Annotated in this window: 13 protein-coding genes; 6 read left to right on the top strand and 7 right to left on the bottom strand. The window is 53.8% G+C overall.

The window, feature by feature from the left end:
* Positions 1–187: 187 nt before the first annotated feature.
* Genes RID21_RS21990 through epmA form a run of 3 tightly spaced genes read left to right on the top strand, consistent with a single transcriptional unit; the run spans position 188 to position 5,934 of the window.
* Positions 188–4,333 carry an FHA domain-containing protein gene (locus tag RID21_RS21990; RefSeq protein WP_350192636.1) on the top strand — a complete coding sequence of 1,382 codons (4,146 nt, stop codon included), beginning with the start codon at positions 188–190 and terminating at the stop codon, positions 4,331–4,333.
* A 44-nt stretch (positions 4,334–4,377) separates the two neighbouring features.
* Positions 4,378–4,836 (top strand): DUF1499 domain-containing protein, encoded by a 459-nt coding sequence (locus tag RID21_RS21985; protein WP_350192634.1) that lies wholly within the window; start codon positions 4,378–4,380, stop codon positions 4,834–4,836.
* A 39-nt stretch (positions 4,837–4,875) separates the two neighbouring features.
* Positions 4,876–5,934: an EF-P lysine aminoacylase EpmA gene (gene epmA / locus RID21_RS21980; RefSeq protein ID WP_350192632.1), complete on the top strand. Its 1,059-nt coding sequence runs from the start codon at positions 4,876–4,878 to the stop codon at positions 5,932–5,934.
* Between the two features lie 3 nt (positions 5,935–5,937).
* Here the strand turns inward: epmA and RID21_RS21975 are convergent, their stop codons facing one another.
* The 4 genes from RID21_RS21975 to RID21_RS21960 all read right to left on the bottom strand — a co-directional run bounded on the left by RID21_RS21975 (position 5,938) and on the right by RID21_RS21960 (position 9,000).
* Complete coding sequence (locus tag RID21_RS21975) at positions 5,938–6,954, bottom strand: DUF1559 family PulG-like putative transporter (protein ID WP_350192630.1); 1,017 nt, start codon at positions 6,952–6,954, stop codon at positions 5,938–5,940.
* A 470-nt stretch (positions 6,955–7,424) separates the two neighbouring features.
* On the bottom strand, positions 7,425–8,021 hold the full coding sequence (locus tag RID21_RS21970; RefSeq protein ID WP_350192628.1) for a 3'-5' exonuclease: 597 nt from the start codon (positions 8,019–8,021) through the stop codon (positions 7,425–7,427).
* Between the two features lie 126 nt (positions 8,022–8,147).
* A complete protein-coding gene (locus RID21_RS21965) occupies positions 8,148–8,645 on the bottom strand; it encodes a hypothetical protein (protein WP_350192626.1) in 498 nt (165 codons plus the stop codon).
* 46 nt (positions 8,646–8,691) lie between these two features.
* Positions 8,692–9,000, bottom strand: coding sequence for a hypothetical protein (locus tag RID21_RS21960; protein ID WP_350192624.1), 309 nt, complete (start codon positions 8,998–9,000; stop codon positions 8,692–8,694).
* A 216-nt stretch (positions 9,001–9,216) separates the two neighbouring features.
* On the opposite strand from RID21_RS21960, the gene RID21_RS21955 reads away from it, so the two are divergent.
* A complete protein-coding gene (locus tag RID21_RS21955; protein ID WP_350192622.1) occupies positions 9,217–9,396 on the top strand; it encodes a hypothetical protein in 180 nt (59 codons plus the stop codon).
* Between the two features lie 40 nt (positions 9,397–9,436).
* Here RID21_RS21955 and RID21_RS21950 read toward each other — a convergent pair whose 3' ends face one another.
* From RID21_RS21950 to RID21_RS21940, 3 genes are all read right to left on the bottom strand, one after another.
* Positions 9,437–10,762 carry a Gfo/Idh/MocA family protein gene (locus RID21_RS21950; RefSeq protein ID WP_350192620.1) on the bottom strand — a complete coding sequence of 442 codons (1,326 nt, stop codon included), beginning with the start codon at positions 10,760–10,762 and terminating at the stop codon, positions 9,437–9,439.
* Between the two features lie 93 nt (positions 10,763–10,855).
* The gene (locus RID21_RS21945; protein ID WP_350192618.1) at positions 10,856–11,524 is read right to left on the bottom strand and encodes a tetratricopeptide repeat protein; all 669 of its coding nucleotides are present in this window, start codon (positions 11,522–11,524) and stop codon (positions 10,856–10,858) included.
* Between the two features lie 44 nt (positions 11,525–11,568).
* Positions 11,569–11,913 carry a hypothetical protein gene (locus RID21_RS21940; RefSeq protein ID WP_350192616.1) on the bottom strand — a complete coding sequence of 115 codons (345 nt, stop codon included), beginning with the start codon at positions 11,911–11,913 and terminating at the stop codon, positions 11,569–11,571.
* Positions 11,914–12,306: 393 nt separating this feature from the next.
* On the opposite strand from RID21_RS21940, the gene RID21_RS21935 reads away from it, so the two are divergent.
* A complete protein-coding gene (locus tag RID21_RS21935; RefSeq protein ID WP_350192614.1) occupies positions 12,307–13,506 on the top strand; it encodes a PP2C family protein-serine/threonine phosphatase in 1,200 nt (399 codons plus the stop codon).
* Positions 13,507–13,518: 12 nt separating this feature from the next.
* Positions 13,519–17,067, top strand: a complete 3,549-nt coding sequence (locus RID21_RS21930) for a PAS domain S-box protein (RefSeq protein ID WP_350192612.1) — start codon at positions 13,519–13,521, stop codon at positions 17,065–17,067.
* The last annotated feature ends 338 nt before the right edge of the window (positions 17,068–17,405 follow it).

The following is a 17,405-nucleotide window of genomic DNA, read 5'->3' as shown; positions in this document are numbered from 1 at the left end:
ACTTTTATTTCAGAGAAATCCCTCCATTTGTGCAGGTGCCAAAGTTTGACCGACCTCTGTTTCTGAGGTATATGCCAGTAGATATTGTATGTTTCTTTTTTGAATCATCGTCACATTTGAACTCTCTGGTCACTGCGACAGCTACGTTCCCCGCCGTACCAGCCACGTGTTTTTTTGGAGTAGCAGGATGTTAACGACCTCATCCACAGCCTCTCAGTCAGGGCAGCAGACGAGCACCTCAGGGCTCGAAGTCTGCCTCGTGCCCATAACTCATCGCATCGCTCCACTCAAACTGACTACCGGTGAATATTTGATCGGTTCAGGGACGGAATGCGCGATCCGGCTGGAAGTACCGGGAATTGCTCCGGAACACTGTCGGCTGACAATCACCGACTTTGACGCGACGATCGAAGCCATCGATCACCGGCTGTGGGTTAACGAACGCCCCATTCGACGACTGACGTTGACGCAGGGCATGAAGCTTTTGATCGGCCCTGTGAAGTTCGAGGTCGAATCGATCGAAGAAGTGGCTCCCGCCGCGAAATCGGAAATGGAACCAGCGCCAGTCAATGCACCTGTTGCTACACGTACCCAGATTGAGATCCCGGAAGAACTGCGTGCCCTGGCTGCATTCCAGAAACAGCTCGAAGAACGTCAGCAACTCCTGAAACAGATCGAACAGGAGCAGGTTGCCCTGCAGCAGGAAATGCAGGCACAGGAAGCGGAACTGGAACAGTTGCAGGAACGCTTCACCCTGCAGCCCCCTGCTCCGCCCGAACCGGCGCCCCGCTCTGCAGAACAGGAGGACTCAATCCGTTCTTTTGATGCAGCGATCCTGGAACTGGATCAGAAACTGCAGCAGCTGGAACTTCTCAAAGGCGATGTGGCTGAAGAACAGCAGCAAATCATCATCGGACAGCGACAACTGGAAGGTCAGCACCAACGATTACAGCGTCTGCAAAAGAATCTGCAAGCCGAACGAAACAACATCACTGCGGAACAGCGTGCCCTGGTCGCAGCCTGGATTGACCTGGAACAGACGCAGGCCGCCGATCGTTCAGAACAGGAAACCGAACGTGCCTGGCTGGAAGCAGATCAGTCTGCCCAACAGCACTCGACAGCCGCCGTCATCGAGATTGAGCGTGCTCTCAGAAACTGGGAACAGGATCTGGCAGAACAGCACAACCAGTTGAATACCCGGGCAGAAGACCTGGAACAACGTCAGCAGGAACTGGAATCGAAACAACAGGCCCTAAAAGAGCAGCAGCAGAACCTCGATGTCGCCCAGCAGAACGCAGCCGACCAGAGTGCACTGCAACAGGAGCTGGAAACAGAGCGAAAACAACTGCAACAGGAGCGGGAATCCCTGGAAACCGCGCGGCAGGAATTAGCAGCGCAGCAGTCCCGAGTGGAAGCAGAAACAGAGTCCTGCACGCAGCAGCAACAGGAATTGCAGTCACAGCGTGAAGCCTTCGATCAGAAATCAGCGGCTCTGGAAGAATTGCAAACCAAACTCTCCCGGCAGCAGAACGAACTGACGGCCCAGCAGTCAGAACTCGAGCAGCGACAGGCGGCTCTGGAGTCTCAGGTTGAGGAACTGTCAGCAGAGCGGTCTCAACTCGAAACGCAGCAGGCAGAGCTGGCCACACAGACGGAACAGCTGAAAGCCGAGCAGAGTGAATTCGAAAACGAAAAACTCGAATGGGACAATGCCCGTACCGAACTGGAACAGGAACAACGCGAACTGGAAGGAGCCCGCGCTGAACTGGATGATCAGCGTACAGAACTCACACAGAGAAGTGAAGAACTCGACCAGTTGCAGCAGAAGCTGACGACACAGGAACAACTGCTGACCGACCGCGAAACAGAACTGAGTCAAACAGAGGCGGAACTGGAATCGAAACAAACTACGATCGAGCAGGAACAAACAGAGCTGGAGACGAATCGCAACTCCTGCGAGGAACAACGGGCCGCGATCGTTCGGGACCGTGAAGAGCTGGAAGTTGAGCGAGAGAAATTACAGCAGGCACAGTCTACGCTAGATCACCAACAGGATGAAGTCGAGCGTCAGAAATTCGAATTGTCTGAGCGTGAGTCTGAACTGGAAACACGGCAGCAGGAACTTGAACAACTACAGACCAGCCTGGAAGCGCAGCAGTCTTCCCTGGAAACCGCACAGACAGAATTAGAGAATACGCAAGCCGAACTCGCCCAGTCGCGGGTAGCGCTGGATACAGAACGTACCGAACTCGACGAAGCTCGAACTGAACTGGAACGTGCTAAATCCGACTTGCCGGATCAGGATGAATTAGCAACACGCGAAAAGACATTAGCGGAACGGGAAGCCCTGATTTCGGAGCAGGAACAGGAACTTGCGAAACTGATCAGCGAGCAGAAACAACGCGCTGATCAACTGGTGAATGAGCCTGTTGCTGACGTCATGAATTCGACAGATGCGGAGAAACTGGCGGTTGAGCGTGACGAACTGGAACAGCTGCGATCGGATCTGGAACAGCGTGGAGCCGAGCTCACAGAACGGGAAACCGAACTGGAAGAACTCACTCAGAGCCAGGAACAGTTGAAGTCTGCCCAGGAAACATTGCAGGCAGGTGAAACCCGGTTGCAGGAAGCTCAGACGGAACTTGAAGAACAACAGGCACAGTTGAGTGCGCGAGAGGGACAACTGGCAGAACGCGAAGCCGAACTCGCACAGCGGGAAACCGAGCAGGAAACGCTCGCTCAGAACCAGCAACAGTTCAAGGCTGCTCAGGAAGCATTGCAGGCGGATGAAAGCCGGTTGCAGCAGGCCCAGGCTGAACTCGGAGAACACGAGGAACAGCTGCATGAGCGGGAACGGCAACTGGCGGACCGGGAAGCAGAGCTCGCGGCACGCGAACAGGAACTGACTGACAATCAGCAAGCGTACGATGAAGAACAGTCGACGATCGCCCAACTGGCCACAGAGCGGGAACAGTTAATGCTGGATCGCGATCAGCTGGAGATTGATCGCGATGAGATCAGCCGTCAACGGGATGATTTGGAAACACAGCAGATACAGATCGAGAAAGATCGCGGGCAACTGGACGATCGGGAACATATCGTCGAACTGCGAGAGCAACAGTTGAATGAACGCGAAAGCCTGATGGCGGAAGTGGGGCTCCCTGCCAGCGGGATGGATGATCATAGCGCCGCAGAGCCAGAAGCAGCAGCGTTAGCGGAAACAGACACCGCTCAACCAGCTCCGTCTGAAACAGAAACACCTCAAGCGACCGGTTCTTTACTCGAATCATTCTTAAGCCAGCCAGATGAGACACCAGAGCCGGAGCCAGTTTCTGAACCTGAATCAAAACAGAATGAGGGTGTGACACTGCAGACAAGCCGGCTGCTGAGCATGTTCTCCCGCGAGACTCCTGTAGATCCAGAAGTTTCTCCCGAAGACAACGCCACACCGACCATGGAGCAAACTGAGTCAGCAGAAATGCAGTCTGTTTATGAGTCGACTGCAGCCGAACCCTCTCCTGCTCCGCAAGCAGAAGAGGAAGAAAATTCGATTGCAGCCTATATGGAAAAACTGCTGGAGCGATCACGTTCCAAATCTCCCGGTTCACAACCAAATCAGAAACAATCCGGATCAGCAAAGCCGGCTGGCGCGACGCATCATGCGGAAGCAGGTATGAAGCTGGTCCACCAAGCCACCGCTCCCCAGCTGTCGATGGAAGAAAAACTGGCGACGCTGAACCAGGCTCCCACACACGCTCAGGATCGCGATGCGGTTCGTGATGCGATGAACTCATTCCGTGATGTGGCCAACTATTCGGCCCGTATGGCGATCGCCCGGCATTCGATGAAGCATCAGAAAACAGATCTGCTGTTCAAAGGAATTCTGACCAGCGTCTGTGTGCTGACGACCCTGATTATTTTCGCAGAGTCGATCTGGGGATCCAATACTCTGGGGATCATCAAATGGGCAGCGCTGGCTGTCAGTGTCACCTCGTCAGCTCAGTTCCTGCGTGGTTTGCTGCAGGTAAAGCAACTGTTCCCCGATAAGTCGAATCTCGAGTCCAGCGCCGAGGACGAACAAGTCGATCCGCAAACAGCCACAGAACCTGCGGCGGCTACGGAGCTCGTGGATTTTCAGGATGAGCCAGATACTCTGGAAGAGAGTAATTCATTTTCTGCTGACGAAGAAGCATTGTCAGCAGATGAGGAAGAACTACAATCACTGGAAGCACAACTGGTGAAAAATTCCCGCCGTAAGCGTAGAACTCCCCAGGCCGATGCGGATCACGAATTGCAGGATCAGCCTGATTTTGAAACGGATGCAGAACCATAACCAGTCCCCACAAGACAACACGAAACAGGAGGCGTATTAGATACATGATTTTGTTCTGGTGCGTCTCTTTTTTTATTGCCGTCTGGCTCGGCATCGTAGGGGTGAATTCCCTGACTTCCCCACCTGACAACCTGGGAGTTAACGCTGGTAAACTCAGCCCCTGCCCGGAATCTCCGAACTGCGTCTGTTCCAGCGACAGCTCTAAAACTCATGAGATCGCCCCCCTGGAGTTTTCTGATTCCCCGTCACAGGCCCGTGAACGCCTGCTGTCAGTCCTGGCTGAATTTCCTGGTTGTCAGATTGTGACGGGAGATGAGAACTATCTACGGACGGAATTTCGTACACGCTGGCTGCGGTTTGTCGATGATGTTGAGTTCCTGATCGAACCGCGTCAGAATGTGATCCAGGTGCGATCCGCATCACGCATCGGTTATTCCGACCTGGGAACCAACCGCGAACGGATCGAAGCAATTCGTCAGAAGTTCGCGGCGACCGCACCTTAACCCGTTCCGAAACCAGGCACCTGCCATCTGAGGCCCGCTGTGACAGAGCTCCCCGATTATTTACCGACCGCTTCACTGGAAACTCTGCAACAACGAAGTGTGTTACTGCGAACCATACGGGAATTCTTCCAGGCGCGCGAGTACTGGGAAGTCGAAACGCCTCTGCTCTCCCGGGATACTGTTGTTGATGCCTATATCGACCCCTTCACCAGTGAGTGGCGAGCCGAAGAAGGAACAGCACAGCCAACAGCCAACCGGGGTGCAGCAATCCGCTACCTGCAGACCTCACCCGAATTCGCCATGAAGCGGCTGTTGACCGCGGGGGCAGATCGGATCTACCAGATCACGCATGCTTTCCGACAGGCCGAGCGGGGCGAGATGCATAACCCCGAATTCAGTATGCTGGAATGGTATCGACAGGGCGAGACGCATCAGAAGCAGATGACCTTTGTGGAGACTCTCGTACGCACCATTTATCAGACGGCTGCTGAAATTTCGGATCAGAGTGAGCGACATCCACTGCCCAGCGAGACATTCACCCGGCTGAGCTATGAAGCCGCTTTTCAGCAGTTTGCCGGGCTGTCCGCTTTGAGTTCATCTGCTGAAGAATTTGCCCGGGTTGCAGAATCAAAACAGATTTCTGTGCCCGGAGGGTTCGATGCCACTGACCGTTTAAGCTGGCAGAACCTGATGCTGGTAGAACTGGTCGAACCTGAATTGAAACGCAGGGGCGCCGTCTTTGTTTATGATTACCCTCCCGAACAATCCGCGCTGGCCCGGATCCGTCCTGCTGATGAGCAGTCACCACATGCGGTGTCGGAACGGTTCGAACTCTATCTACAGGGAGTCGAAATCTGTAATGGGTATCACGAACTGACTGACGCGACCGAACTGCGGGCACGCATTCAGAAACAGTCAGAACTGCGTCAACAGGAACAGCGGCTGGTACTGCCGGCGGAGAGTTATCTGTTACAGGCAATGGAAGCCGGCCTGCCCGCCTGCGCGGGAACCGCGTTGGGACTTGACCGGCTGATCATGCTGGCGCTGGGTAAACAGAGACTGCAGGAAGTGATTGCGTTTCCGTTTGACCGTGCCTGAAGTTTACCATTCGGTGGTAACGCGTTCGTTTCCATTCCGGGTACAGAGCGCCAGGAACACCCGGGCATCGATATTTTTCGCCATCCCGCGGGCAGAGCCATCAGCGAGCGCGAAGTGAACGACGTCATCGTGCCATGATCCAAAAGTGAGGTGGATTGTCTGGCTCATATAAGGTGGACCGTCAAAGTTGGTCCCTTCGTGGAAAATGGGTGGGTTGGTACTGGGATCGGCGTTGGGGTCGAAGACGGCCCCCGAGACGGCGCTATGGCTGTCCGCCCAGAAACCAAAGGCCGCTTCGCCAAAGAGCAGCGTATTGGATTCGCCATCCTGCATATCGCGTACTTTGGTCGCGCTATTCGGACCGAAAACACCACCCCGAAACTGGGCACTGAAGGGATTCACCGAAGAATATCCGGTCAGCAGTCCACCAACGCCACGATAGTTGCAATACCCTAGGTCCCGGGGACGATTCGAGGGGAGAGAAGCACTGGGACAGATGTAACTTTCAATGGGAACAGTGCTCGCCACTTTGCTGTCTTGTTCAAATTTGCCAAGATCATAATCGATATTCACTGTCGTAGCATTCATATCGGACAGGATCAGAGCCTGCCAGCCCCACCAGGGGGAGAGTTCCCATTCGGTCAGGCTCCACTGGGTCACGGGCACTTTATTACCGTTGGAATCCGTAGTATGAGTATCTACTGGAATTACCACGTTTTCGGCGAAAGCCACATTGGCATTTGCTGGACCTGGTTGCTGATTTCCATTCGCATCGACGGGCATCGCTTCAATCCAGCCGGAAGGGAACGAGCGAAAAGAACTTTCATAGTTCATTGTGGCCAGGGCGATCTGTTTCAGATTGTTGATGCACTGTGTGCGACGTGCCGCCTCGCGGGCTCTCTGAATTGCTGGCAGCAACATGGCAGCCAGAATCGCAATGATTGCCATCACGACGAGCAGCTCAATCAGCGTAAACCCCTTGCGGGATGAATGTTTAGAATCTGAAACGAGTTCGCGCATCGATCACTCCCTGTAAATGTTGAACATGATCCCAGCCCGATGCAGTTTGACGGGATTTTGTAACTCGAAAAGGGTTGTTGCCTGGTCTCCAGTACGCTTTTCTATCCTGATATCTTCCACCTGCGCAGTGCAGAAGTCAATTCCCAATCGACCGCGTACAGCATAAAAGATACCGATGAACAGTTTATTTTAAACCAGCCGGAAAACAAACGCAAATAGCGACTTCTTTTTCCCATTAATTTTATGGAACTTGACGCAGATAAGTCAGCTAACCTATTGATGCTTAACGTAGTTTTGAACGGGTTGGCTACTGCGTTAATACAGTGTCAGTGAGCCTCCCGTGAGTTCCGCATGGCGTACATTCCCTGTCTGCTGGTTTAGAAATCAACCATCATTCTTACGTAAAGATCTGCGCAAAGATGAAAAAAACTCATTGTTTCTTGAGTTTTTCCTGTTTCCTGTCTGTGGTATCAGGATTTCGCTGCCCCGGAGACTTTAAAATCCCCCACAATCCAGGGCAGCATGCGGACCATGTTACGGGCATCGTCGATTCCACGATGATGGGTTCCTTCCAGGGGCAGGCCCGTCAGCTTCAGGGCGCGCGTCATTCCGAATTTTCGTGGATAACCCTGGACCTGAGAGAACTGCTTTTTCAGATTGAGATGCTCCTTCCCAAAGGGATACTCTCGACCGTGGTATCGGCAGTCCTGCTGAAACTGTGATTTGTCATAGTCGCCCCACGAGCAGAACAGGAACGGTTTGTACTCCCTGCTCCAGTTGATCAGCGCGTCCAGAGCTTGAGGGAAACGGACTGCGGTAGAGACATCGCTCTGAGTGATCGAAGTCAGTTCGGTACAGAAGGCAGTGAGCCGGGGATGCCGGACCGGTTGAATGAAGGTCTGGAATTCAGAGACGGTCTGGAGCGATTCGCGGGCCACCATCACGGCCCCGATTTCGATGATCTCCATCTCGTGGCGGGGCACCGTTTTCTGATTGCAACAGGTGGCTTCCAGATCAACGACCAGGAGATGAGAAGACGCACTCACGGCGTCAGGCAGTTGATGCATGTTGTTCCTTTCTTTGAGAAGTCCTGCATCGCTTCTCAATGTGTTTTTTATTCTTGATTAACTCTGTCGGATTATAAATGGAATTTGCCTGGTGTAAAGGCAAAGCTCCTCAATCGCGGAACGCCTTTAGAACGGTCTTGTGTAATCCCCCGGATCGACGACCAGACGAATGATACGTTTACCGCGGATTAAACTGCGGAGCCCCGGTTCCATAATCAAGAGCAACACGCAATGGATGCCGTACACGGTCATGAAGACGACTTCTTCCATGGTGGCATACTCGGGTGTCTCCTGAGGATAATAGTATCGCATGATCAGAAAGAACCCTTCCATCACCAGGGCCATGATCAGCAATCGCACCAGGACAGACGGCCGAAATTGTTTGTGTTTCCTGCTCCAAAACAGAATCGCCACATTTCCTGACACCACCGGCAACCAGAGAAGCATGGTTTCAGTAAAGAATGGCGGACAATCAACCACCATCATTAAGAGAGGAAAGATTGTCGACGCCAACATGTAAGCCAGCAGAAACAGAACGTAAGGTGTGCGAGGCATCTCGACCAGGCGTTGCCTGGCTGTTCGATACCAGCGGGTAAATGTAGGCATGTGTTGCGTTAAATTCATCTCAGTTCCTGTTTCATCAGCCAATGAAGTATCCCAGTCCGACGCACTACAGGTGCAACAGTCCCCAGAACGAGAAGACTCCGTAAGCCAGGAAGAAAAACAGGAACGTATAAAAGATAAAAGTCCGTTCTATATCCTGTTTGCGGAGGGGATAACTGGTTACGACTGTCATCAACAGTGTCAGGTTGAAAAGCAGACAGGACGTGACCCCCAGATTCCAGAGCAGATCATCACCATGACCGGCTGCCAGAAAACAGAATCCGAAAAAGAGTAAGACGGGATTCAATACGAATTGAAATAACGCCAATAGAAACGCGTTTAAAAACCGCTTCTGCTGTCGCTCAAGCTGGTCCATAACGGACTCCTCAGATCACTGACTGGACGTCTGCCGGACTCCCCCGTTTCCGGAGAAATCTAGCCCTGCAGTGAGTGAGGCGTAATACAGATAGAAATATCACGCAAAAAAAGAAATTTGCCCAATTTCCGACTCATTTTGATCCTTGCGGCCTGTTTGGCGTTCCCTGAAACAGGCTGCTCATCAGGATCAACCACTTTCTCGACAGGAAATTCTATGGTTTTCTTCCAGCTGTTTGTATTTTTCGCGCTCTTAGGTCTGCTCAAACTGATGGGCGAACATCTTCGGCGGCTCCGAAAGTTACAACAGGAAATTGAAGAGTTGAAACACCTCATCGTCGGGGATTCCGCATCAGAGGCGTCCGTAAAAAACGAAACCGGAACGGATGGAGAATGAATCGCTGATACCCCCCCCAGAGGTAATCAGCCCGTTTCACTTAAATAAATTGAGTTTTCCCTGGCTGGGCGACGGGAGGTACTTTCAGAGGACCAAAGGCATATTCGGCAGGTGTCAGGTCTTCCTGAGAGTTCCAGGCTTCTTCCCAGGTCACGTTTTTCCCGGTATAAGAAGCCATGCGTCCCATGATGGCCATCAGCGAACTTTTCGCGGCGTACTCCCCGTTGCAGATGGGGCTGCCGGTGCGAATGCTCTCAAACAGGGCCGCGTGTTCCTGGACGTAAGGCAGGTCCTGCACGCCGCCTCTGGCACTGCCGCGCGCCCGGCTGTAACGCCAGGTCTTGGCGCCGCTGAGCGTATTACGATTCAGATCGGCGGTTCCCTTTGATCCGTAAATCAGCTGGGAGGTATCGATGTCGGTGCCGTCCTGCTGGCGACAGTAAGCAAAGCAGCGTTCGCCGCCACTGTATTCATAACAGATGGCGTGATGATCGAAGATGTGGCCATAGAGGGGATCGACCCGCGACTGCCGACCGCCCAGTCCGAAACATTTGACGGGATATTCATTCTGCATCGCCCAGGACATCAGGTCGAGTCCATGCACGTGCTGCTCCACCAGTTGTCCCCCCGAGAGCCAGGTAAAGTAGTACCAGTTGCGCATCTGCCATTCCATGTCGCTCCATTCGGGTTTGCGGGGATGTGACCAGAGCCCATTGATGTTGTAATTCGTCTGCAGCGTCACAATCTTGCCGAGTTGCCCTTCATGGATCCGCTTCATCGTTTCCTGCATGGCTTTGCTGTAGCGGAGCATCAGGCCGGACATGATGGACAACTTTTTCTCCCGGGCCACGCGACAGGTTTCTATCACGGAACGGACACCGGGGGCGTCGACGGCGACCGGCTTTTCCGCGAAAACATGTTTGCCGGCGGCAATCGCCTGCTTTAAATGCAGCGGGCGGAAGTGGGGCGGCGTGGTCAGCAACACGACATCGACGTCGGTCTGCAACAGTTTTTCATACGCGTCGAAGCCGATGAATTGCTGATCCGGTTTTACAGCGTACTGCTTGCCAATCGTTTTTTTGATCCGGTCGGCACTCGCTTTGAGTTTATCTTCGAAGACATCCGCCATAGCCACGAGCTTTGAATTCGGATCCGCCTGCATGGCATTCACGGCCGCCCCGGAGCCGCGGGAACCGCAGCCGATCAGACCGACCCGGAGTGTTTCCGACTGCTCATTCCCCCCGGCCCAGACATAAGGTGCGGCAGCCAGCCCGGCGGCCGTCGCCGTACCTGCCTGCTGGATGAACGTTCTGCGTGTTACCGGACGATCCTGATCAACGGGGACATCTCCGGACTGTTGACTCATTTCTTTCGTCTCCCGAATTCACAACTGTGACAGCTTATACGTAGTATTCAGCATGACAGAGTCTCCGCGGGATGTCCAGAACAGGAGCCTCCCTCAATCAAATAGCTCCGGCAGCGAGGATAAGTCATCCTGCATAATCTGGTTGAGCTCCTTCTGGAACAGGCGGTTCAGATCGTGTCTCTTTATAACCAGAGACAGCAGTTCGACCAGGCGTTGCCAGGCGGTCTCTCCAATTGCGGCATGGAATTCGGCGTGCCATTGTGCCAATGCCCGCAGCAGTTCACTGGGGTATGCATAATCATCATCTTTGACTTCGGCTGAGAGTTGAAGCAGGGGGAACAAGAGGCTTTCTGCCGCCTCGAACTGCTGGAGATGCAGGTGGCAGCTGACGATCAATTCCCTGATTTTGATCTGCGACCAGAGGAAATGGAGTGTCAGATTGAGCTTCTGAAACTGCGTCAGGGCGGTCGCGTATTTGCCGACATCAAAGGTTTCGTAACCCAGATGCAGATTGGACTGGTGATCGTCGGGAGCCAGTGCGACTGCGGTCCAGAATTCTGCTTCGCGGTCGAGAGGCTGCATGACTTCGCGAAAGTGGTAATTCAGATAGCCCCGCAGGAAAGCGCGCTCGGCCCGGCCGAGCTGCGGGTCGGCGTTGATCTCGTCCAACAGGTATTGAATATCAGCGGGATCCGCTCTCTGGAATCCCTGTTGCTCATCAATGAGATCGTGATACAGATTCCTGAGTTCGTAATTCAACACGGCAAATTCCCTGCTGCTGTCTGGCTAAGTCACAGACGATGGTTTCAGAAAGAGAACAGCATTTGATTTTCGAGTTCGAGTACAAACGTCGGCCCTGGTTCCAGTGCCTGCCAGCCCTGCTGTCGGGCCTGCTCGATAATAAAGCGGACGTGCTTCGGCGTGATAACAGGATAGTCCGCAGGGTCCTTGTCTCCCGGTTCCGAAATATCCAGCCAGAAATCGCGTGTCAGCAGACCGCGTACATCCAGTCGGGCTCCCCCTGTCTCGCGCTGCACGGTTACATTCAGGCGATAATTCCCGTCTTTGTCGAGGCTGGTTGTCGAGACTTTAAATCGATACGTCTCTTTGTCCACCACGATGCGGCGGCTGTGTTTGCGGTTCAATGCCATTATGAAAGGACTCCTTCTGTCAGTTTACTGACAATCTCCGCCCGATGCAGGTTCAGAAAAGCTGGCCTGTTTCGCGAAAACCTGTTCGAATAGACAACAGAGAAAACCCTCCTTAAAAACAGAGAATAAGGAATCATTTTATCTGTATCTGCAAGTGGAAGAATAAGGGTTTTCGTTGCAGTTTTTAAAACTCTTGCTTAAACGAAAAATTCATCTTGCCAACTCAAATAAACATCAGCAAACTTAGATATAACTGACCGCGCACAATTCATAGAACTGTGCGCGGCTCCAAGTTCGACCTGAAAGACATGGGCCTGAGGTAACTAGTTCAGTGGCAGGAATACAGGGAGGGAATATTCATTCCTGCCATGCTGCATATTCAGCGTGGCCATTATGCAAAATACCTCATTACTGCTTGTCGAAGATAACATCCTGGATGCCAGGCTGATCACATCTCGCTTACAGAAGATCGGCTGCGGTGCTCTCACACATGTCGGTTCTCTGGAGGAAGCAGTGAACTGGCTCAAGTCTGCCCCGCGTGTGGATGTGATCGTCCTCGATCTCACGCTGCCCGACTCGATGGGGCTGCATACATTTCAATTTCTGCATCAGCGTTTCGCGCACATTCCTATCGTGATTTTAAGCGGACGTAACGATCAGGAACTGGCCATCAAAGCGGTTTCACTGGGCGCACAGGATTACGTGTTCAAATCCGAGGCAAGCAGCTGTGTGCTGCAGCGATCGATACGCTATGCCATCGAACGCAGGCACCGCCTGGAAATGGAAATGAACATGATCGCGATGGACCGGGATCTGGAATATGCCCGGGAAATTCAACGGCATCTGCTGCCTCAGACATTGCCGGAAATCGCCGGCGTCGACATGGCAAGTGCTTATATCCCCGCTAACTGGACTGGCGGGGATTTTTTTGACGTGATTCCGATCAGCCGCCAGGCAAAAAAGAATCATGATCTCTGGCAACCCGCGCATCTGATGAGTGAAGAAGACAAACTCAATTCCATCTGGGGCCTGACCATTGCGGATGTCAGCAGTCACGGCTTCGCGCCTTCGCTGATCATGGTCGATACCCGCCGCGTGCTGCGCACCTGCTCCCACATTCTGCAGGATCCGGGGGAGATTCTGACCTTTGCCAATCGCGCTGTGAGTGAGGTGACACTGGAGGGGCAGTTCGTGACTCTCTGTTACGGACGTTACGATCCCCTGGAACGGACACTGGAATACTGTTCGGCGGGGCATCCCTTCTGGGTCATCAATACCGAGGGAATCAGAAGCATGCCCGATTACAACGGTCCGGCCCTGGGACTGCTGCACGATTACCAATATGGCACGGATGGCAAACTGCAGTTACAGATTGGCGATATTCTACTCGTCGTGACCGATGGCCTGTATGAGTGCCGCTCGGACGAAGGGGAGTTATTTGGCATCGAACGGGTGTGTGAGGTCATCCACCAGCATCGAGAGAAACCGGGGAAAGAAATTGTAAAACAGATTCTAAAAGCGATTTACCGTTTCTCGGGATCACTGAGAAGCGAGGACGACATTACCATCCTGTTAATCAAGATGGTCGAGTAGAAAGACAAAGGCATGTCAGGTAAACCGACTCTCTGGTGGGCCCTGCTGGGAGTGCTGCTCTCACTCGTCATGCCGACGGTCGGCAGTGCCATCGTGCTGCTGTTTTATCCGGAGACCCGCTTCGCCCACCTGCCCGTACATTCGCTGCTGGAAACATCGGGTGGACTGATGGCGGTCGCGATTGCCGGCATATTGATGGTGGAATCCCGACGTAAGCCGGAAGCAGTCTGCTACCTGTCGATGGCCAGTGCCCTGATTGCGATGGGCGTGCTCGATACATTCCATGCGGCTGTGGAACCGGGCAATGCCTTTGTCTGGCTGCACAGCGTCGCCACCCTTGCGGGAGGGGTGATCTTCGCTACTGTCTGGATCAGTTATGCCCCGCTGTCGGGCCGGCTCTCCCAGGTACTGATCTGGCTGATCCTGCTGACCAGCTGCCTGTTGGGATTACATGCCTGCGTGTTCCCCACTCAACTGCCGTCGATGATAACTGAGGGCAACTTTACTCCACTGGCGCGGGCGCTCAATATCTGTGGCGGCGTGGGATTTCTGATCGCGGGTCTGTTTTTCATCGTGCGGTTCCATAAAACAGCGCAGCATGAATCGTGGCTGTTTGCCGTGCACACCATGCTGCTGGGGGCAGCGGGGATTCTGTTTGAAATGTCGGCACTGTGGGACATGGCCTGGTGGTGGTGGCATTTCCTGAGGATCAGTGCCTACATCGCTGCCCTTTCGTTTGCACTGCGGGCGTATCACGCCACGGAGCAGCAACTGATCGATCTCAACCGGCGTCTACAGACTTCCAATGAGCGGCTGGATCAGACCGTTGCCCGGCGTACCCGGGAACTGGAGGCCAAGGAAGAACGGTTCAAGCTGGCCGTTGCGGGGTCCACCGATGGACTGTGGGACTGGGATCTGCTGACCAATAAGGTCTATTACGCGACTCGCTTCAAGGAACTGCTGGGACTCAAAGAAGAGGAAATGGGTGACGACTTTTTCGAATTTGAATATCGTCTGCATCCCGATGATCTCACCCCAACCAAAGCCGCCCTCAGCAGACACATCGAACGGCGTAAACCGTATGACGTGGAGTACCGACTTCAGTTGAAAAATGGGGCTTACCGCTGGTTTCGTGCCCGTGGGCAGGCGATCTGGGATGACCGGGGACGTGCAGTACGAATGGCGGGATCGATTACCGATATTCACGATCAGAAGCTGGCAGAAGCCGCGCTTGAATACGAACAGTTTCTACTGGAAACACTGCTCACCTATCTGCCCGATGAAATCATGTTCAAAGATACCGAAGGCCGGTTCCTGCGTGTGAGTGCGGCGCTTTCCCGACGACTGGGGATTGAGAACCCCAAAGAGATGGAGGGGCTCTCCAACTTCGATTTCTTCCCCGCCGACTATGCCCGGAAACGTCTGGTGCAGGAACGGGATCTGATGCAGAATGGAATCGAGATGTTGCGTCGGGAAGAGAGCCTGGAGGGACCCAACGGGAAGAACCTCACCATGCTGACAACGAAAATCCCGCTGCGGAACCGCAAGGGGAAAGTCATTGGAACCTTCGGCATTGCCCATGACATTACTGAGATCAAACGGGCCGAGGAACGCTTTCGGCTCGTTGTGGAAGCGACGCCGAATCCGATTCTGCTGGTGAATCTCGCGGGGACAATCCAGTTGGCTAACTGGGCCGCGTTCCAGATGTTTGGTTATCATCTGGATGTGCTGATCGGTATGACGCTGGAAAACCTGTTCTCCCAGCACTCGGGGGACGTGGAAATTCAGAGCCTGCGCGAGCTGCTGAATCATCCGCAGGCGAGGCTGCTCAACGAGCCGCAGGAAGTGAACGGCGTCTGTCAGGATGGGAAGTTGATTCCGCTGGAAGTCCGACTGATTCCCGTGGAAATCGACGACGAGCAACTGGTGCTGATCAGTCTGTTTGACATGACCGTGCATAAACAGATTGACGAGACTCTGCAGAGAGCCCGGCTGGCCGCCGAGCAGGCGAATGAAGAAAAAAGCCGCTTCCTGGCCAACATGAGTCACGAGATCCGCACACCTTTAAATGCGATCATCGGCCTCTCCGAGCTGCTGCTTAGTGATTCACCGACACCCCAGCAGCAGGAATTTTTGACGATCGTGCTGGAATCGGGCGAATCGCTGCTTTCGATCATTAATGATCTGATTGATATTTCCAAAATTGAGTCAGGGAAACTCGAACTGGAAGCGGTTTCCTTTGATCTGCGTGAAGAGGTCGGCAAGGTTTTTCGGTTGCTCAGTTCTCATAATCGGGAGAAAAATCTGGCGATCACGTGGGAGGTACACGAGGCAGTCCCGCAGACTCTGATTGGTGATCCCGTGCACCTGAGACAGGTGTTGATGAACCTGGTGGGGAATGCGATCAAATTTACGCTTGAGGGGGAAGTCCACCTGGAGGTCACACGCGAAGCCGATGATGCGGAGAGCCGCGTGCAACTGCTGTTTATGGTCCGCGATACGGGCATCGGTATTCCGGCAGAACAGCTGGAGCGGATTTTCTCGCGGTTCGTGCAGGCGGACTCTTCGACCACGCGTCAGTTTGGCGGTTCGGGACTGGGCCTGACGATCACTGCCGGCATTGTCGAAGCGATGCATGGTCGGATTTGGGCGGAAAGCGAAGAGGGGCGGGGCAGTACATTCCGGTTCACGCTCCCGCTACCAGTGGGAGACGCGTCGGCAGAGAAAGCCGCCGGTGATTCACCTGAAGCAGAATCGGCACCGTCGGAAAGCCCTGATGCGTGGACGAGTGCCCCGCTGCGGGTCCTGGTTGCCGAGGATGGAAGGTCGAATCAGCGACTGGTCAAAGCACTGCTGGAGAAGTGGGGACATACGGTGCAAATCGCTGAAAATGGACGTCTTGCGGTAGAGCGCTGGCGAAGTGAGCCGTTCGATCTGATCCTGATGGATGTGACGATGCCGGAAATGGACGGGCTGGAGGCGACCGGATTGATTCGTGATGAGGAAGCGGCGAGCGATGCGCACATTCCGATTATCGCGATGACGGCGCGGGTGATGCAGTCTGATGTGAAGGCGTGTCTTGAGTCGGGCATGGATGGCTACATTGCCAAGCCGATTCATAAACAGGAACTCGATGCGGCTCTGGTGAAGTTCTTCCCTGCGACTGCTGTCATCGATTCAGACAACATAGCGACTGAACCGGAACCAGAGGCGTGCGAAGCTCTGGTCGACTGGCAGGAAGCGTTGCGGGTGGTCGAGGGGGACGAAGGTCTGCTCTGTGAGTTGATCCGGGAAAGTCTCACCGAACTGCCTGAATTAATGGACCGGCTGGAGCGAGATTTGAAGCACGGCGATGCCGTCCAGGCCTATCGCCACGCCCACACAACAAAAGCAGCCGCGAGAACATTCGGCATCCCTGCCCTGCTGAAACAGGCTGAGCGCACCGAAGAAGCCGCTGCGAATGGGGATCTGGAAACCGTGAGCACGCAATTACCTGTACTGCGAGAGATTGTCAGTCAGGCCCTGCTGGAACTGGAACAGCGGTTGAAGCATGAGGTTTGAGGGGGGGGAGTCTATTTCGCATTGGAATATGATTTATTTGCAAGAAAGATACTGCCAATCACAATTGGTGCAGCAGCGGTCCCGATTTGAATCGGCACTGCACAATCCGGGATTCTCGGGTATCCCAGCTCCACAACGTTCCCTGTTGGAACGGATTCTGAAACGAATTCGAACCTGATTCGTTGAGTTTGATGTCAGCGCGCAAAAAAAGCCTCACTCAGATTTCTCTGAGTGAGGCTTTGATATAGCAAAAGGTTGGTGGTCAAACTTTAAGAGCATCGTCCTCATCAGGTTGTTGATCGGACTGCTATTGATAAACAGTCATCAAGTATCCTTAG

Source organism: Gimesia sp. (assembly GCF_040219335.1).
In the GTDB taxonomy this organism is placed as follows: Bacteria; Planctomycetota; Planctomycetia; order Planctomycetales; family Planctomycetaceae; genus Gimesia.
Note: the sequence above shows the minus strand (reverse complement) of the source record. Positions and strands in the feature narration are given on the sequence as shown.